We start from the raw sequence: 15,870 nt of genomic DNA, 5'->3' as shown, positions 1-15,870 counted from the left end.
TCCTCTGTCCGAATGGATATTTCAATGTGTCACCAGTTGGTGACGGACCCGTCGGGTCGCTTCAAATGTGGGGCCTCTACGAGTTCCGGCTTTTGCTCCCGGAGCGCGTCTTCATTGACCTCAATCCCCAATCCGGGTTCATCAGGCAACAGATAGACGGGGCCCTGCATTTCAATTTGCTTTGGGAACAACGACGCGTCGTGATAACCCAATTTTTCCACGGCCGTTTGCCGCGTCTCCAACCAGCTAAAGTTCGGAATTGCTGCCGACATATGCACGCTCGCTGCAGTACAGATCGGACCAAGCGGATTGTGTGGCATGACGTCGACATAATGGCGTTCGCTCATACCCGCGACCTTCATCGCCTCGGTAAAGCCGCCGATATTGCTGACATCGAGGCGCATATACTGCGTCATACCTGCATCCAAGAAACGGGCTGCTTCCCATTTTGAAGCAAACTCTTCGCCAACTGCGAAAGGCACATCCGTCAACTTGCGCAACGCAGCATAGGCTTCCGGCGTTTCAGAGCGAATAGGTTCTTCGATGAAGTTCAATGTGCCCTTAGGCATCATGGCACAGAAATCTGCTGCCTCTGCCACCGAATACCGGTGATGCATATCGACACCTAGAGTAATTTTGTTGCCAAATTCCGCACGGATCGCCATCAGCTCCTGGGCGGTTTCGCTAAGGGTCGCGCGCGGATCAAAAACTTCGCCTTCATCAAAACTGCCAGGATAGGTGCGGATACACGTCCATCCCTGCTCGACGAGCAAGGCGACGTCTTTCAACTGCTGTGCTTTGGTGGTGCCCATTGTGGTGCCAAAGGTTGGGATCACATCGCGCTGTTTGCCGCCCAAGAGTTGGTAGACCGGCACACCAAGGCGTTTGCCAAGCAAATCATAGAGCGCAATATCGATGGCCGAGATCGCCGCTGTTAATACGCGACCGCCTTCAAAATACTGGCTACGATAACTCTCTTGCCAGATGCGCCCAATGTTTCGTGAATCCTGCCCCTTTAGAAAGCCAGCATAATGCTCAACTGTGGCTGCCACTGACAACTCACGTCCAGACAGGCCACTTTCGCCCCATCCGATCAACCCATCTTCCGTGGTGATTTTAACCAGTAACTGGTTTCGGCGTCCCACACGGGCAATCAAAGTCGAAATATCAGCAATGCGTGCCTGCGTTGCCGCGTTGGGCTTGCGCCGAGCTGCGGGCATGTCAGCACCTGCTGATTGCAGGGTCGCCATCTGTGTTTGGTCTGGCATCGAGAACTCCGAATCGTCGTGTCTGAAATCATCATAGTATTATCTTGCTCAAATCGTCGACTATTTAATGTGTATAGTGATATATTTTTTGCAAGCATTTGTTCTGAATAACAAAATTGCCGTCAATAATGCTATGAATTCCTTGAAATAGTATTAGTATGGTGAGATACAGCCCTTCTGTCCGCCAATTCAGGAGCTCCCATGGCCGAGCACTCCCCGCTTCAAGATCAAGAACAATCTCTCTATTTGACCATTCTGGAAGATATTTTTCGTGGCAAATTGTCTGGCGGTGATCGACTAAAGGTTTCTGCTCTCGCTAAACAATATGGCCAAAGCGCCAGTCCGGTACGTGAAGTGCTAAGGCGAATGCAGGGTGAAGGTTTTGTTGAAATCCACCCCAACAAAGGTGCTGTCATCGTTTCGGCCAACGCCAGTACAATCCAAAACATCTTCGAAGTTTTGCAATTGTTGGAACCCTATTTTGTCGAATGGTTCGCAGAATATGCCCTACCTGAAGTGGTCGATGAATTAGAAGCCATCCAAGTCAATATGAAGAACCTGGACCCGAACGACCTCTTTCATTTCCGCCAGCTTGACTCGGACTTTCACAAAATAATCGCAGATCACCACTATAATGACGCCGCCGCCAATACATGGAAACGCTTGAGGACGGCATTGACTGTGCATGCCACGCGCCTTCGGATCAGCCCGACGCGGGTTGCGACCATTCTGGAAGAACACGACGCGCTGATTAAGACCTTCCGCACAAATGACGCCGAAAGCGCCAAATCAGTCATCCAAAAACACGTCAGCGGGTCATATGAACAAATGTCCCAACAAATGCGCGCTCTAGGCATTTGGACGACCTTGCCCTAGCTTCGCAGTCAATCATAGATAAACGCTAAGAGGCCCGGAACATGACAGCAGAAAAACTGAAAATCGCATTGGTGGCGCACGATGCCTGCAAACCCGCTCTTGTTGAATGGGCCAAAACACATGCAGATTTTTTAGAAAACGTCGAGATCTTCGCAACCGGCACCACTGGCGGAAAGCTGCAGGACAGCAACCCCAACTTTTCAGTGCATCGGTTCAAAAGCGGCCCGTTGGGCGGTGATCAACAAATCGGTGCTATGATATGTGAAGGCAAATTGGATGCACTCATCTTCTTTATAGACCCTCTTTCGCCCATGCCACACGATGTGGACGTCAAGGCCCTTACACGGTTGGCCATCGTCTACGATCTGCCCATGGCTTCCTCAGCAGCGACCGCAAATTTCATTGTTGAGGGTCTATCATAGCCTTTTAGGGCTTGCAGATCGGTTGCGTGCCCTGCCCTGACATCCCCAAATTGTAGAAAAATCTTGCGCGACTCTCCCTTTTCAGACAATAGTCACGAAAAGTAAGGCAAAAACGCCAAATACCGTGATCACGTCACGGGGATGAGCAGCAAATGAGCAAAGATATTGCGATCGAAGACCTGAATGCGGTGATCCGCCAGCACTCTGAGTGGCTGGCGAACCAATTGCATACGCAGCGCGAGAACCTCTTTCCGCCCAATGCGCAAAAGGCAATCCGCAAGTTTACCTCTGGCGAGGCTGCGGCTCTTTTAGGAGTGAACGATTCCTATCTACGTAAGCTGCATTTGGATGGCAAAGGCCCCTCCCCTGAACTGACACCCGGCAATCGTAGGCTCTATTCTGCCCAAAACATCCAAGAATTGCGGGTATTGTTGGAAAAAACAGCCCGCAAGCCTGGTGATTATCTACCTGGACGCCGTGAAGGCGATCACATGCAGATTATCGGTGTCATGAATTTCAAAGGCGGATCTGGTAAGACCACCACGGCAGCCCATTTGGCCCAACGTTTGGCTCTTACAGGCTACCGCGTCTTGGCAATTGACCTTGATCCGCAGGCGTCGTTGACCGCTTTGCATGGCGTACAGCCAGAATTTGACCTGCAAGACGGTGGCACCCTCTATGACGCCATCCGCTATGATGATCCTGAACCAATTTCCTCCATCATCCGCCCGACCTATTTCCCAAATCTCGACCTGATCCCGGGAAATCTTGAACTCATGGAGTTCGAACACGATACACCCCGCGCTCTGGCACAGGGCAATGCGGGTCTGTTCTTTTTCCGCGTCAAAGAAGCTTTGGCGCAGGTTGATGAAAATTACGATGTGGTTGTGATCGACTGCCCACCTCAACTAGGCTTCTTGACGATGTCCGCCCTTTCGGCGGCCACAGGCGTTCTGGTCACCATTCACCCGGAAATGCTCGACGTAATGTCCATGAGCCAGTTCCTACGCATGACGGCTGATCTGATGGACGTGATTGCAGAAAGCGGCGCGGACATGTCGCACGATTGGATGCGCTATTTGATAACGCGCTACGAGCCGCAAGACGCCCCACAAAACCGTATCTTGGCTTTCTTACGAACAATGTACACCGATTCTGTTCTCAACTCGACCATGTTGAAATCCACCGCAATTTCCGACGCTGGCCTGACCAAACAAACGCTTTACGAAGTTGAACGCAGCGCCTTCACCCGATCCACCTATGACCGTGCGATTGAAAGCCTGAATGCGGTAAATGACGAAATCGCACAACTGATCCAAAAGACATGGGGGCGTCATGAGCAATAGTAAAAAGAAGCGTCTTTCGATGCTCGATAGCATTTCTGCAGCGGGCGGCGCCTCGCCCGTACCGACGACACCCATGATGTCCTCAAACCGCGCGCTACGCTCTGCACGCGACGCAGTCGACGCTCATAAGGTTTGGGAACTTGATCCGGCTGATGTCATCGATGATCGCCCGGCAGACCGGCTGGACCCAGCTGACGTTTTGGACCTTCGGGACGCGATTGAAACGAACGGTCAGACCGTCCCGATCTTGGTGCGCCGACACCCTTCGGAAGCGGAAAAATATCTTCTGGTTTACGGCCGCCGCCGTTTAGAAGCGATCAAACAATCCGACAAGGTTGACACGGTTCGTGCCCTTGTCGCATCGATGGATGATCAGTCGGCTGTACGCGCCCAAATTTCAGAAAACATGGCGCGGCGAGACCTGTCTTTCATCGAGAAAGCTCTGTTTGCGCAGGAACTGGTCAATTCCGGATTTGGCAATCAAACAACGGTTGCTGAAGTGTTGACCGTACCCAAATCAGCCATTTCCATGGCGCTTTCGGTTATCGATTCCGTAGGCACACCCCTAGTGCGCGCAATCGGTGCTGCACATGGCATTGGGCGTCCCCGCTGGGAGGCCCTGGCCAAAAACATGCGCGGGAACCCCGTGGACAATGACAAACTCGTTAGCCTTGCCGACGACGTACACGTTGCCGCAGAAGTTCAGCTTGCCAAGTCTGCCACTATGGCAGATCCCAACGAAACATCTGTCGCCGCCTTTGCAGCCGTTGAGGCCTATCTCGAAGCTGGCGTGAAAGCAACGACTGCCCCTGCCCTGCCGAAAACAGGAAAAACAAAATCCTTGAACATCGGCGGCAAGCGAGGCGGAACGCTGAAACGGACAAAAGCAGGGCTTGCCCTAACACTGAACGACGGCCCTTTCTCAGACTGGGTCGAAAGCGAGGCGCAAGACCTTGTTGAAGAACTTCACGCGCGCTGGATAAGGCGCAACGAAGATTGAGCATGAGCAGTAAACAAAACAGGAGACACGACTAAGCCAAAGAAAAGGTCCCGCAAAGATACACTCCACGAGACCCTAACTTGTATGTAGCAATATCAAGCTAGATCTTCGCCATGATAACCGCAAGTCCTAAGTGATTCGCGGAACGGGATTTCTTTGTCTTCGTGACATTTTATGACTTACACACCAGTAACATCGTTTCGGCGATCCCTTTCTGCTGCCGATTTGGCGCCACAAAGGGATGCACCCCAATCACTCCTCAACCCGTCAATCAGCAAATGGGATGTCTTAAAAGAACTGGGCACTGCCCGCAGTGCCTATGGCCTTTCAGACCGGGACATCACCGTGCTGCAAGCGTTGTTAAGTTTTCATAAAGGCAGCGCTCTTGATATCCGCGCAGACCAATTGATTGTCTTTCCTTCAAACAAGAAGATTTGCGAACGGTTGAATGGCATGCCGTGCTCGACGATGCGGCGGCATTTGGGAAAACTTGTTACCGCCGGTTTTCTAACACGGCGGGACAGTCCAAATGGAAAACGATACGTACGGACTCGTGGTGATCTGCGTATGGCTTTTGGATTTGATCTGTCTCCATTGATCAATCGCTTTGTCGAAATTTGCGAGGCTGCGACTTCAATCCGAGAGCAACAAGCCCGGTTGAAAGACATGCGCGAAGAGGTCAGCCTGATGCGCCGTGATCTCATAGGAATGGCAGAGCTAGGCGCTGATCAGCAGCCGGACGTAGGCCTGTGGGACGCCTTGAACGACCTTGCAATCCTATCAGCCAGAACGCTGCGCCGAAAGCTGTGTGAAGCCGATTTGCGTGATCTAAAAACAAGCCTCGCGTCTGCATTGGAACAAGCAAACGCAGGATTAAAAGAGCTCGTTGAAACACAAGAAATGAGCACCAGTGACGCTTCAAATGAGCAGCACCAATATACATCTATTTTAAAAGATTCTGAATCTATGGCTCAGGTTTCAATTGAGGCTTGCGACAATCCTCAACGGAATCCACGGAGCACAAACTCAGAATCTTCTAAGAATAAAGATCAACCAAACCACCTGGACGTCTCATTTGACGAAGTGGAAGAAGCTTGCAGTGAAATGCAGCAATTCTCGGAGCGACCCATTCAATCATGGAGCGATCTCGAGATAACCGCTGAGACCGTGAGGCCCATGATGGGTATTTCATCTGAGGTCTGGCAGCTTGCAAAGCAACATATCGGCGGGGCTGAATCTGCTATTGTTTTGGCAGTGATGCTACAGAATTTTAGCAACTATCGATCTCCAGGTGCCTACCTCAGAACCTTAACCAATCGCGCCATTGAAGGTCGGTTTTCATGTGCATTGATGCTCACTGGATCTCAGCGCCGAGCGGCATGAGTTCACAACTGTGAACTTTTCGCCGAGGGATCTGTCATTGCCAAGAGTTCACAGCTGTGAACTGTATAGGCCTCTGATCTTTAACAAAAAATTTTAACCGTACTTAGCACGGAACTAACTAACTGAAATTCAAAGACCATTGCTCAATTGCGGGAACCCGCAGAATCTTTGCGCGGTTGCCAGTTTGGAAATCGGATTACTCGATGGACAACATGACTCCAAATTCCTGATGCTTAAAACACCACAGGCTACTGCGAGCGGAGAATAAAATGATGACAATCCAGTGGATCGCTTTGGACTGGGGAACAACCAATCTGAGCGCATACGCGATCGATGAAAACGGCAAAGTTCTAGAACGCGTTCACAGCGATAAAGGAATGTCGTCTCTGGCGCCTGAAGAGTTTGAGCCTGTCTTGCTTGATATCATCGAGCCGTGGATCTCGGCGGATCGTGTAACACCTGTCATTGCTTGCGGAATGGTGGGTGCCCAACAGGGTTGGATGGAAGCGCCTTATTCTGAAATACCTTGTATGCCTGTGGACGCGGAAACTGCAGTGGCAGTCCCCACAAAGGACCCGCGTATTTCAGTTCAGATAGTTCCAGGTTTGTGTCAGCGTGTGCCCGAAGATGTCATGCGTGGTGAAGAAACACAGATTGCAGGCTACCTTGCTCAAGACCCACAATTCAGTGGTGTGTTCTGCCTGCCTGGTACGCATTCAAAATGGGTCCGGGTTGAGAACGGAGAAATCCAAGAGTTCACAACCTTCATGACAGGTGAGATGTTTGGGCTGTTGTCCAATCATTCGGTCCTGCAGTTTTGTACGCAAAGCAAAAGTTGGGATGATACCGCTTATCTGAAGGCTGTTGAGACTGCGATGCTCGACCCTGTTGGACTTACAGGCAAGCTATTCAGCCTTCGGCCTCAGGCTTTGCTGAGCGGTAAGTCCAGCGAGATTTTGAAATCGAATTTGTCGGGTTTGCTGATCGGCGCCGAATTGGCTGCAACACGCAAATACTGGGACAATAAGAAGGTGGTCATCATTGGGGATCGCGAAAACGCGCGACTTTACCATTTGGCGCTGATGTCACGTGGGTCAAGACCTCTGACCTTTGATGGTTCTAAAGCCATCATTGCGGGGCTCCAACCTATTGCAAAAATTCCTCAGCGCGCGGTCGAACCCGCCTAAAGCTTTGAATTCCGCACGGAAGGAAAGAGGCTAAGTTGAAACAAAAGTCAGAGTATGATCAACTATTGGCACCCGAGGGGAGGGTGTCAGCCTTAATGCCAAATGCTGCGGAAGCTCTGGATTGTTATCTGTCTATTGCACAAGCAATTGCCGGTCCGACTGACTATGAGCTTGTACTTGAGAACTTTGCAAATCGGTTACGGGCGCTGATCGCGCATGACCATCTGGATATCGTATTGCTGCATCCTTCTGGGACGCAAATTTGTTACGAGGCAAGGATGCATACATCCTGGAGCCACACGCAGAACCCAACTAAACCGACAGAGGAAAGCCCGATCCGCGCCGTATTGCGGGGGGACGTTCCTTATCTTTTGACCAATGACGCTTGGACTGATCCGCGGTTTCATTTCGACGGTGCAGACAGTCAACCGATCTTTGAAGCCGATTTGCATAGCCGCATTGTTGTGCCACTGAGAGTGCAGGGTGAGCTAATTGGTTCATTGGCTATTTCAAGCCACAAAATAGATTTTTACAATGAAGAGTTGGTTGTCTTGGCACAGGGGGCCGCTGATTTGGTGTCGGCTTATCTGTTTGCACTGGAACGGGGCAAAGAGGCCAAGGATTCTGCGATAGCTGAACTAGAAGCGACCGGGCGTGAACGTACGCTGAGAATTGGCGCGCTGCGGCTGACCGAAGGTATGGAGCGCGAGCGCCAACGGCTTGGTATGGATTTGCACGATCAGACCTTGGCAGACCTTGCGCGGATCCGGCGACGTATGTCTCGGATCGAAGGGGGGTCGGCGGCGGCAATGACTGAACTGGCTTCGCTGCAAGATGAGCTGGATCATTGTTTGGATGAGGTGCGGGGTATTGTCGAAGATATGAAACCGGGTGTCTTGGCTTTGTTTGGCTTTAGCGAAGCTGTAGATGCACATTTACAGCGTTGCTTGAAGAATATGCGTCGCCCTATGTCCATGCAGGTTGATGATGCGTCTGACGGTCAAATGGACGCGCTTCAAGACACTGTTCGCACCGCGATGTACCGCATCGTGCAAGAGGCTGTGAACAATGCTTTGAAACATGCCGAATGCAGCAGTATCCATGTGCGTATCACCAGAGAAGGTGATATCATGAACGTTACTATTGATGACGATGGCACCGGTATTGAAGTGGCCGATTTGGATTCTCAAAGTGGTATCAGCAATATCAAAACTCGTGCTGATCTGATCTCAGCGACGGTCCACTTTGAACGTCTTAAGAAGCCTAATGGAACACGCGTGCTGATCATGGTTCCATTGTCAGAAGGCAAAGCCACGAGCGATAACATCTGACCTTTTATACAGGATTACTAATGCGCCTTTTGATTGCCGAAGATGACAAATTGCACCGCTCCTTTCTGGAGTCAGTGGCGCGCAGTACTTTACCGGACTTACAAGAGCTGACCATCACTGCTGATGGGCAGGACGCTATTGCAGCCTTTGAAAGTTCTGAATACGATTCCGTGGTTTTAGATTTACAAATGCCCAAGGTCACTGGGGTAGAAGTTGCCAAGTCTATCTGGGCACGACAGCCACGTACCAAAATCCTTTTTTGGTCCAATTACACAGAAGAAGCGTACATTCGGGGCATCACAAAGATTGTGCCAGGAGCAGCTGTGTATGGCTATATTCTAAAGTCTGCACCCGAAGAGCAGCTGAAGCTGGCTTTACAGGGTGTTTTTATTGCAGAGCAATGCGTGATTGACCGTGAAGTACGCGGCGTGCAGCAGAGGGCAGGGGACCGATTGTCGGGACTGAGCGAACTGGAGTACGAGGCTTTGGTCGATCTGTGTCTGGGCCTGACGGATAAAGCCATGGCGGCGCGGCGCAATGTGTCATTGCGTGGGGCGCAAAGCCGTTTGCAGCATCTTTATCAGAAGCTTGGGCTGGACAAGGCCGATATTCCGGTCGGGCACTGGGGCCCAAGTTTCAATTCCAGAACACGGGTTATCTCCTTGGCCCTGTCACAAGGTATTTTGAATGCAGATGCGCTGCGTCGCGAAGAAGAAAATCTGCAAAATTGGCTGACCACGAACGATCTTTAAGTGTTTTAAATCAACGTCTTGCGGGTTCCCGCGTACATGCTGCGCGTGTTGACGCATACGTTCAAGAATCATCCTCCTAATCTGATCCCAACATGACAAACCGCCCCGACCAAAACGGGAAGCGGGATAATTAAGGGAGGATACCGATGCCGTTTGTGAATATCCGCATCGTGAAACAAGTCATTGAGCATGACCCGGACACCATCAAAGAAACGGTGCAGACGGCTATTACCAATTCGCTTTCCGAAGCGGCAGGGATCCCCAAAGAAAATGTTTGGGTGACGTTTGAAGAAGTCGACGAGACCGATTGGTTCTCAGGTGGCACACGTGTCAAAGAGCTGAGGTCCCAGTCATGACTATCGAAGTGCGTATGGAAGGGATGCATGACATCGTTGATGCGAATGCATCCCTAGAGAAAGTGGCTGGGGGGTTCTTGTTTCTGGAGGGCCCGATTTGGCATCCAGTGGAAAAACACCTGACGTTTTCTGATATCCCGGGCAACGAATTGTTTCGTCTGGATGCAACCGGCACTGTGTCGTCTTTCCGCAAGCCTAGCAATATGGGCAACGGTAACACCTATGATGCCAATGGCTGCATGTTGACCTGCCAACACGCCACAAGTTCTGTCACGCGTACAGAGCAGGATGGCAGCATCACCACCTTGGCCACTCATTATGATGGGAAAGAGCTGAACAGCCCAAATGATATCGTTGTTCGCAACGATGGGCTGATCTACTTCACCGATCCGACCTATGGCCGTCTGGACTATTTCGGTGTTGAGCGTGACGTGGAGATGGGTGAGCAGGGGGTCTATTGTGTGACACCTGATGGCAAAACCATCACCCAGTTGGCGAATGATTTTGCCCAGCCAAACGGCCTGTGTTTCTCGCTCGACCAGAAGACGCTTTATGTGAATGACACAGACCGCAAGCATATCCGCAAGTTTGATATTGCCGAAGATGGCACTGCGACAGGTGGCGATGTTTGGGTCGACGTGACGGTAGGGCAGGGGGAAGGGCACCCCGATGGCATGAAGATTGACAGCGTGGGCAATGTTTATTGCACCGGCCCGGGTGGAGTTCATGTGATCACGCCAAGCGGCGAGACGCTGGGTGTGATCCGAATGGCTGAGTTCACTGCGAACTTTGCGTGGGGTGGGGAGGATCTAAACGATCTCTACTTCACGTCCTCGACCTCACTTTACCGCATCAAAGTTAAAACGCCGGGACTGCCGCTGTTTTAAATTCTAACGGCCAGAGCAATGCAGGTTCTGGCCAAGTTAATAGACTGAATCAAGGAACCTAATATGGCACATGTCATGCCTGATCTGTTCAAGATCGATGTTAAGGGACGCGCTCTATCGCATGCACGCACTGAGATGGTTGCACGCGGCAAAGTTGTAACAACGGACGAGCCGCCAGAACGCGGTGGCACCGATCTTTTCGCGACGCCTTTGGAAACAATGCTGTCTTCTTTCTTGGGCTGCACGAATGTGATCGGAAACTACGTCGCGGGTCTACTGAAGATGGATGTTCGCAGCATGGATTTCGAAGTCTGCGGACACTTTGATACCCGCGGCGTTTTTGGCAAAGCCGAGATTGAATCGCCTTTCCCAGTGATCGAACTGAAGGTGATTTTGGATACAGATGCAAGCGATGAAGATATTGCAAAGCTTCAGCGTATCACCGGTGAGAAATGCCCTGTGTCGATTTTGTTGCGTCGTGCGGGATGTGAGATTCAGGAGAGTTGGGTCAGGAAATAGGGCGCAATCAATCCTGTTTGCGGATGTGCTCGACTAAGGTGCGGGTTTCCGCAAAATCAGGGCGTGATCCCCCATGACCCAGCCGTCGGAACAGAGCTAATCAATGAGTATGTGACGAAATAAATCAGGTGGACCTCGGCATAGAGGAGTTTGCAGAGAGACATCTGGGTCACCCGTAAGGGCGTTTGCCTTTCGTCTGAAATGACGAGAAACTATAAAAGGGAGAAGAACCAAAATGAAAATGATCAAATCACTTTGCGCAGGTGCATTGGTTGCGGCCTCACTGGCAGCACCAACACTATCTGCAGCAGCAGAAATCGATATCAAATACCACGCCTTCACAGGCAAAGGTCCATCCAACCTGGCGACGCGCTGGTTCATGGATGAAGTCGAAGAGCGCACCGAAGGTAAAGTTAAATTTACACGCATCTTCGGCGGCCCACTTGGCAAGTTGTCAGGTCAGCCTGAGAACATCAAAGTTGGCGCGTTTGACATGGGGGATTTCTCTCCGGTTTATAACCCTGGCTTGTTCCCACTTGCGAACGTCACATCGCTGCCGTTCATGACCGACAACCCAATGGCGCACGTGCATTCCGGTCACGAACTGTTCCAGACTCCGGCAGTTGAAGCTGAATTCACTGCGATGAACCTGAAGTACCTGTACCCAGGTCAGTGGGGTTCCATCCAGATGCTGTCGCACGATCCGATCCGTTCGATCGAAGATCTGAAAGGGGCCAAAATCCGCGCGCACGGTGGTGCGGCTGAAATGTTGAAGGCTCTGGATATCTCTGTTTACGGTATCCCTTGGGGCGAACTGCCAGCTGCCGCAGAGCGTAAAGTTGTGACAGCAGCGATCATCGGCGCACCTGCGGATGCCTATGCATTCGGCTTCGGTGAGATCTTTAGCTACTGGGACGCTGTAGACTGGTTCTACTTCCCACTGCCTGTTGCCATGAACCTAGACACTTGGAATGGTCTGCCTGATGACGTGAAGGCCGTGATCGAAGAAGTTCGCTACGAGACTGTTTCACAGGCCCGCCTGCTGCTTGAAGCAACTGAAGGTGAAGCAGTAGATGCGCTGAAAAAGCAAACTGAAGTTGTGAAGTTTGACGACGCAGAATGGGACAAGATGATCAGTGCGCGTGATGTGGCTTGGAATAACTGGGCCGAAGCTCGCGAAGCTGAGGGTCTGCCAGGTAAAGCTGTTCTGGATGAGTTCGTATCGCTTCTTGAAAAGAACGACGACCTCTAAGACCAAATACAGGCCATTCGCCTGACGACAAATGCGCCGCCCAAGACGACTGAACAGGTTGTGGGCGGCGTAACATCTCCAAGACACTGATGAATGTACGGATAGTCGTGAACTCGGTACAATAATCTTAGTGTACAACCTGTTCAAATCTCTACTTTTTGAGGGAAGGATGCCTTGATGGCCAGTCTAACCAGCAGCACCTTTTGGCTACAGAGGAAGCTGGAAGAAATTGCCTGTTACGCGTCAGCCTTAGCTGTTGCAATCATGATGTCGCTCACGATGCTTGAAGTTCTCGCACGTGCGCTGTTTCAGAAAAGTATGCCGGGTGCCTACGAATACGTCAGCTTGATGTTTGTCTACTTGATCTATTTGGGGCTTGCCTATTCGCAACGCCGCGATGCGCATATCACGGTGGGAATTCTGTATGACCACATGCCCCATATTTTTAAGAAGATCACGCAGGGCATTTATCTGTTCATCGTATTCGTGTTTTTCGCGGCCTTGACCTGGACAACTGGGGCGTCCGCATTGAGCAATTATGTCATGGGCGACACAGTGCTTGGCATTATCGAGGTGAAAACCTGGTGGGCGCGTGCGGGTATTCCCGTCGGGCTGGCTTTGTTCTCGCTGCGGTTCCTAGTCCAGCTCATCAACCTGATCCTAAACAATGAACTGCTTGAGGACGCCGCAGTCGGCGAGAAAGAACAATGATAGAGTCAATTCAAGTCCCACTTGTGATCGGGATGGTCGGATTTTTGATGATCCTGCGCGTACCGGTTGGCATTTCCCTGCTTCTTTCAGGCGCTTTGGGCTTTGCCCTCATTCGAGGTGTCTCAATTACTTTAGACACCCTTGGCGGACGGTTGTTCGACATCGGGTCTGGGTACGCTTTAAGTGCAATCCCGTTGTTCTTGTTAATGGGACACGTTGCTGCCAAGGCAGGCATTACGCAGGATATTTACACTGCCACACGGGCTTGGCTAGGGCATGTAAAAGGTAGTGTTGTGATCGCCACAACAGTTGCCGCCGTCGCCTTTGCCGCCTGTTCTGGGTCAACAACATCTTCTACAGCGGTTTTCGGACGCGTTGCCATCCCAGAGATGCTGCGCTTAAAGGTTAACCGCAAACTGGCGGCCGGTTGTGTTGCAACTGTGGGGACCCTTGCCGGTATGATCCCGCCAAGCATCAACCTTATCGTCTACGGTATCATTGCACGTGAATCGATTCCGAAGCTGCTGATCGCTGGCATCATCCCCGGTTTGCTGACAGCCTTTGCGTATCTGATCATGATTTGGATACGTGTAAGCCGCAATCCAGAGATGGCGCCACCCCTTCCAAAGGCGAGCATTGAAGAGCGCATTCATTCCCTGAAAGGTGTTTGGAGTTTCATGATGCTTGGCGGGATTGTGATCGGTGGCATCTATGCCGGTCTTATCACCCCGACAGAAGCAGGAGCTATTGGGGCGGTTGGGTCTTTCCTGATTGCGGCCGTTCGCAAGCGGATGAATTTCCCGATGCTCAAAGAGGTCTTCTTGGATACGGCACAGACTACGTCTGTTATCTTCATTATCCTTGTGGGTGCTCTGATCTTCTCTTCCTACCTTGCAGTAAGCGGCGCATCTGGCGCGGTGTCTGCGTATATCATTGGCCTGGATATGTCGATGATGGGCATCGTGTGCATCTATGTCTTGCTGCTCCTTGTGCTCGGTTGCATGGTTGATCCGGTCTCAGTGATGTTCTTGACCGTACCGATTTTTGTACCACCGCTCATTGAGCTAGGTGCCCATCCAATTTGGCTTGCGATCGTGATCGTTAAGACTTTGGAGATTGGCTTGATCACACCTCCGGTTGGCTTGAACGCCTTCATTCTCAAAGGCGTCGTACCTGACTTCTCATTGAAAGAGATTTTCGGTGGGATTTGGTGGTTCCTGCAAGTGGAAGTGATCACCTTGATTATGATTATGTTCATACCTGCAATTGCCACCTTCCTCCCAGAATTGGCCTTTGCAAAATGATGGGGTAACCCATTCTTGAGGAACTGTTGGTAGGGCGGCTAGCGATTTTGGGTAATGCCAAAATCTTTAGTCGCCCTCCTTCTTTTTGTGGGGAACTTTGAACTTCGATAAAGAGGCCATGAGCGATTTCTCAACTGCCATCGCGCAGATTTTTGGGGACGTTTTCGCTTATTGAAATATCGCTAAATACAGCCTCTCTGCCGGTGCCTGATGGCGATTGGATGATGGCCCCGAGCTGAAGGTTCAAGCCCGCCGGCAACGCCGCATACCGCGCCATGAATTGTCAGCGTTTGGAATATGCCAGGAAATCGTGCCTCCGATTTTGGTCACCCGAAATCGGGTAAGCGACATCCTGCGGAAGTATTCACCGGCCCGCGCTGTAGTGCACAATTTCATGGGCAAGTTCTTTGACTTTGACTATTACGCGCTGAGTGAGGACTTGGATATTTCAAGCTGGGACGCATACCCGCTGGGGTTCCTAGAGCGCGAGATTGGGGATGAAGAACTGCTAAAGCGGCACATGGGCGTTGGTGATCCTGATTTTGATCCATTCCACCACGATCTCTATCGCGCCTGTGGTCAAATGCGGAATGGCACTGAAAATGGACGCTGGTGGGTGATAGAGCAACAGCCTTACGGGCCATTGAACTGGGGAACCTTCAATCACAATCCCGAAAAGGGGGCAGAGCGCCTTTGGGTGTGGGAGGCTTTCGTGGCCGGGGCCGAAGTTGTCAGTTTTTTCCGTTGGCGCCAGCCACATTTCGGGCAGGAGCAGATGCATGAGGGGCTATTGCTGCCAAACGGAGAACCAAATTTCGGCTATGAGCTTTGCAAAGCCTGATCGATATCGCCGTGCGCCGGATTGAAACGCGGCGTGCATTCTCTCCAATCCCTCTTGAAGGTGGCGGGGAATTCCAAGGCTGGCGCGAGTTTATTATTGCGGGAGAAGGTGTGGAGGTCGTGCAAAAGACCGAAGATGGGACGCCCGCGATCCTGAGAAACGGACCCGTGACCTATGTTGCGGGGCGTCTGGATTCTGACAGCCTTGATCAATTGTTTCGCGCAGAAATGGATCAGGCCGGTATCGAGTGGTTTGACATGCCGCAGGACATCCGCATGCGCTGCAATGGCGATTTCCGTGTGGTCTTTAACTATGGGAAATCAGAGGTCGAAGTTGGGCATCTGTTTGGGACGGGTGAGAAGATTCAAATCCAACCTGCCGACGCGATTGTGCGGAAAGTTTAGGGCGCATTCAGCGTACGTGTAAAAAGAAAAC

17 protein-coding genes are annotated in these 15,870 nt (G+C 51.4%); 16 read left to right on the top strand and 1 reads right to left on the bottom strand.

Annotated elements, in window-relative coordinates; all coding sequences use genetic code 11:
- Window positions 1–29: 29 nt before the first annotated feature.
- Window positions 30–1,268 carry a mandelate racemase/muconate lactonizing enzyme family protein gene (locus JXQ85_RS15520; RefSeq protein ID WP_421749878.1) on the bottom strand — a complete coding sequence of 413 codons (1,239 nt, stop codon included), beginning with the start codon at window positions 1,266–1,268 and terminating at the stop codon, window positions 30–32.
- A 201-nt stretch (window positions 1,269–1,469) separates the two neighbouring features.
- Here JXQ85_RS15520 and JXQ85_RS15515 point away from each other — a divergent pair, with 201 nt between their 5' ends.
- From JXQ85_RS15515 to JXQ85_RS15440, 16 genes are all read left to right on the top strand, one after another.
- Window positions 1,470–2,144, top strand: a complete 675-nt coding sequence (locus JXQ85_RS15515; RefSeq protein WP_421749877.1) for a GntR family transcriptional regulator — start codon at window positions 1,470–1,472, stop codon at window positions 2,142–2,144.
- Between the two features lie 41 nt (window positions 2,145–2,185).
- Entirely contained in the window at window positions 2,186–2,566 is a 381-nt protein-coding gene (locus JXQ85_RS15510) for a methylglyoxal synthase (RefSeq protein ID WP_421749876.1), read from the top strand.
- A 152-nt stretch (window positions 2,567–2,718) separates the two neighbouring features.
- Window positions 2,719–3,912 carry a plasmid partitioning protein RepA gene (repA, locus tag JXQ85_RS15505; RefSeq protein WP_421749875.1) on the top strand — a complete coding sequence of 398 codons (1,194 nt, stop codon included), beginning with the start codon at window positions 2,719–2,721 and terminating at the stop codon, window positions 3,910–3,912.
- Entirely contained in the window at window positions 3,902–4,912 is a 1,011-nt protein-coding gene (gene repB / locus JXQ85_RS15500; RefSeq protein ID WP_421749874.1) for a plasmid partitioning protein RepB, read from the top strand. Before repA ends, repB begins: the two co-directional genes overlap by 11 nt.
- A gap of 174 nt (window positions 4,913–5,086) precedes the next feature.
- On the top strand, window positions 5,087–6,295 hold the full coding sequence (gene repC / locus JXQ85_RS15495; RefSeq protein WP_421749873.1) for a plasmid replication protein RepC: 1,209 nt from the start codon (window positions 5,087–5,089) through the stop codon (window positions 6,293–6,295).
- Window positions 6,296–6,564: 269 nt separating this feature from the next.
- Window positions 6,565–7,482 carry a 2-dehydro-3-deoxygalactonokinase gene (locus tag JXQ85_RS15490; RefSeq protein ID WP_421749872.1) on the top strand — a complete coding sequence of 306 codons (918 nt, stop codon included), beginning with the start codon at window positions 6,565–6,567 and terminating at the stop codon, window positions 7,480–7,482.
- A 95-nt stretch (window positions 7,483–7,577) separates the two neighbouring features.
- Window positions 7,578–8,813 (top strand): GAF domain-containing sensor histidine kinase, encoded by a 1,236-nt coding sequence (locus JXQ85_RS15485; protein WP_421749871.1) that lies wholly within the window; start codon window positions 7,578–7,580, stop codon window positions 8,811–8,813.
- A 20-nt stretch (window positions 8,814–8,833) separates the two neighbouring features.
- Entirely contained in the window at window positions 8,834–9,565 is a 732-nt protein-coding gene (locus tag JXQ85_RS15480) for a response regulator (RefSeq protein ID WP_421749870.1), read from the top strand.
- Between the two features lie 146 nt (window positions 9,566–9,711).
- Window positions 9,712–9,921, top strand: coding sequence for a tautomerase family protein (locus JXQ85_RS15475; protein WP_421749869.1), 210 nt, complete (start codon window positions 9,712–9,714; stop codon window positions 9,919–9,921).
- Entirely contained in the window at window positions 9,918–10,808 is an 891-nt protein-coding gene (locus tag JXQ85_RS15470) for an SMP-30/gluconolactonase/LRE family protein (protein WP_421749868.1), read from the top strand. Before JXQ85_RS15475 ends, JXQ85_RS15470 begins: the two co-directional genes overlap by 4 nt.
- A gap of 63 nt (window positions 10,809–10,871) precedes the next feature.
- Complete coding sequence (locus JXQ85_RS15465; protein ID WP_421749867.1) at window positions 10,872–11,327, top strand: OsmC family protein; 456 nt, start codon at window positions 10,872–10,874, stop codon at window positions 11,325–11,327.
- 235 nt (window positions 11,328–11,562) lie between these two features.
- The gene (locus tag JXQ85_RS15460) at window positions 11,563–12,579 is read left to right on the top strand and encodes a TRAP transporter substrate-binding protein (protein ID WP_421749866.1); all 1,017 of its coding nucleotides are present in this window, start codon (window positions 11,563–11,565) and stop codon (window positions 12,577–12,579) included.
- 177 nt (window positions 12,580–12,756) lie between these two features.
- On the top strand, window positions 12,757–13,290 hold the full coding sequence (locus tag JXQ85_RS15455; RefSeq protein WP_421749865.1) for a TRAP transporter small permease: 534 nt from the start codon (window positions 12,757–12,759) through the stop codon (window positions 13,288–13,290).
- Window positions 13,287–14,594, top strand: a complete 1,308-nt coding sequence (locus JXQ85_RS15450) for a TRAP transporter large permease (RefSeq protein ID WP_421749864.1) — start codon at window positions 13,287–13,289, stop codon at window positions 14,592–14,594. The genes JXQ85_RS15455 and JXQ85_RS15450 overlap by 4 nt, the downstream gene beginning before the upstream one ends.
- Before the next feature lie 310 nt (window positions 14,595–14,904).
- Window positions 14,905–15,435, top strand: coding sequence for a beta-galactosidase (locus tag JXQ85_RS15445; protein ID WP_421749863.1), 531 nt, complete (start codon window positions 14,905–14,907; stop codon window positions 15,433–15,435).
- Window positions 15,423–15,839 (top strand): beta-galactosidase trimerization domain-containing protein, encoded by a 417-nt coding sequence (locus tag JXQ85_RS15440; RefSeq protein ID WP_421749862.1) that lies wholly within the window; start codon window positions 15,423–15,425, stop codon window positions 15,837–15,839. The genes JXQ85_RS15445 and JXQ85_RS15440 overlap by 13 nt, the downstream gene beginning before the upstream one ends.
- Window positions 15,840–15,870: the final 31 nt, after the last annotated feature.

It is taken from the genome of Cognatishimia sp., from assembly GCF_049116455.1.
In the GTDB taxonomy this organism is placed as follows: domain Bacteria; phylum Pseudomonadota; class Alphaproteobacteria; order Rhodobacterales; family Rhodobacteraceae; genus Cognatishimia.
Note: the sequence above shows the minus strand (reverse complement) of the source record. Positions and strands in the feature narration are given on the sequence as shown.

Coding starts and splice junctions, on each gene's coding strand:
- JXQ85_RS15520 (WP_421749878.1), bottom strand. CDS start 1,268: ATGCCAGACCAAACACAGATGGCGACCCTGCAATCAGCAGGTGCTGAC.
- repC (WP_421749873.1), top strand. CDS start 5,087: ATGACTTACACACCAGTAACATCGTTTCGGCGATCCCTTTCTGCTGCC.
- JXQ85_RS15490 (WP_421749872.1), top strand. CDS start 6,565: ATGATGACAATCCAGTGGATCGCTTTGGACTGGGGAACAACCAATCTG.
- repA (WP_421749875.1), top strand. CDS start 2,719: ATGAGCAAAGATATTGCGATCGAAGACCTGAATGCGGTGATCCGCCAG.
- JXQ85_RS15460 (WP_421749866.1), top strand. CDS start 11,563: ATGAAAATGATCAAATCACTTTGCGCAGGTGCATTGGTTGCGGCCTCA.
- JXQ85_RS15450 (WP_421749864.1), top strand. CDS start 13,287: ATGATAGAGTCAATTCAAGTCCCACTTGTGATCGGGATGGTCGGATTT.
- repB (WP_421749874.1), top strand. CDS start 3,902: ATGAGCAATAGTAAAAAGAAGCGTCTTTCGATGCTCGATAGCATTTCT.
- JXQ85_RS15475 (WP_421749869.1), top strand. CDS start 9,712: ATGCCGTTTGTGAATATCCGCATCGTGAAACAAGTCATTGAGCATGAC.
- JXQ85_RS15515 (WP_421749877.1), top strand. CDS start 1,470: ATGGCCGAGCACTCCCCGCTTCAAGATCAAGAACAATCTCTCTATTTG.
- JXQ85_RS15465 (WP_421749867.1), top strand. CDS start 10,872: ATGGCACATGTCATGCCTGATCTGTTCAAGATCGATGTTAAGGGACGC.
- JXQ85_RS15510 (WP_421749876.1), top strand. CDS start 2,186: ATGACAGCAGAAAAACTGAAAATCGCATTGGTGGCGCACGATGCCTGC.
- JXQ85_RS15470 (WP_421749868.1), top strand. CDS start 9,918: ATGACTATCGAAGTGCGTATGGAAGGGATGCATGACATCGTTGATGCG.
- JXQ85_RS15455 (WP_421749865.1), top strand. CDS start 12,757: ATGGCCAGTCTAACCAGCAGCACCTTTTGGCTACAGAGGAAGCTGGAA.
- JXQ85_RS15485 (WP_421749871.1), top strand. CDS start 7,578: ATGCCAAATGCTGCGGAAGCTCTGGATTGTTATCTGTCTATTGCACAA.
- JXQ85_RS15480 (WP_421749870.1), top strand. CDS start 8,834: ATGCGCCTTTTGATTGCCGAAGATGACAAATTGCACCGCTCCTTTCTG.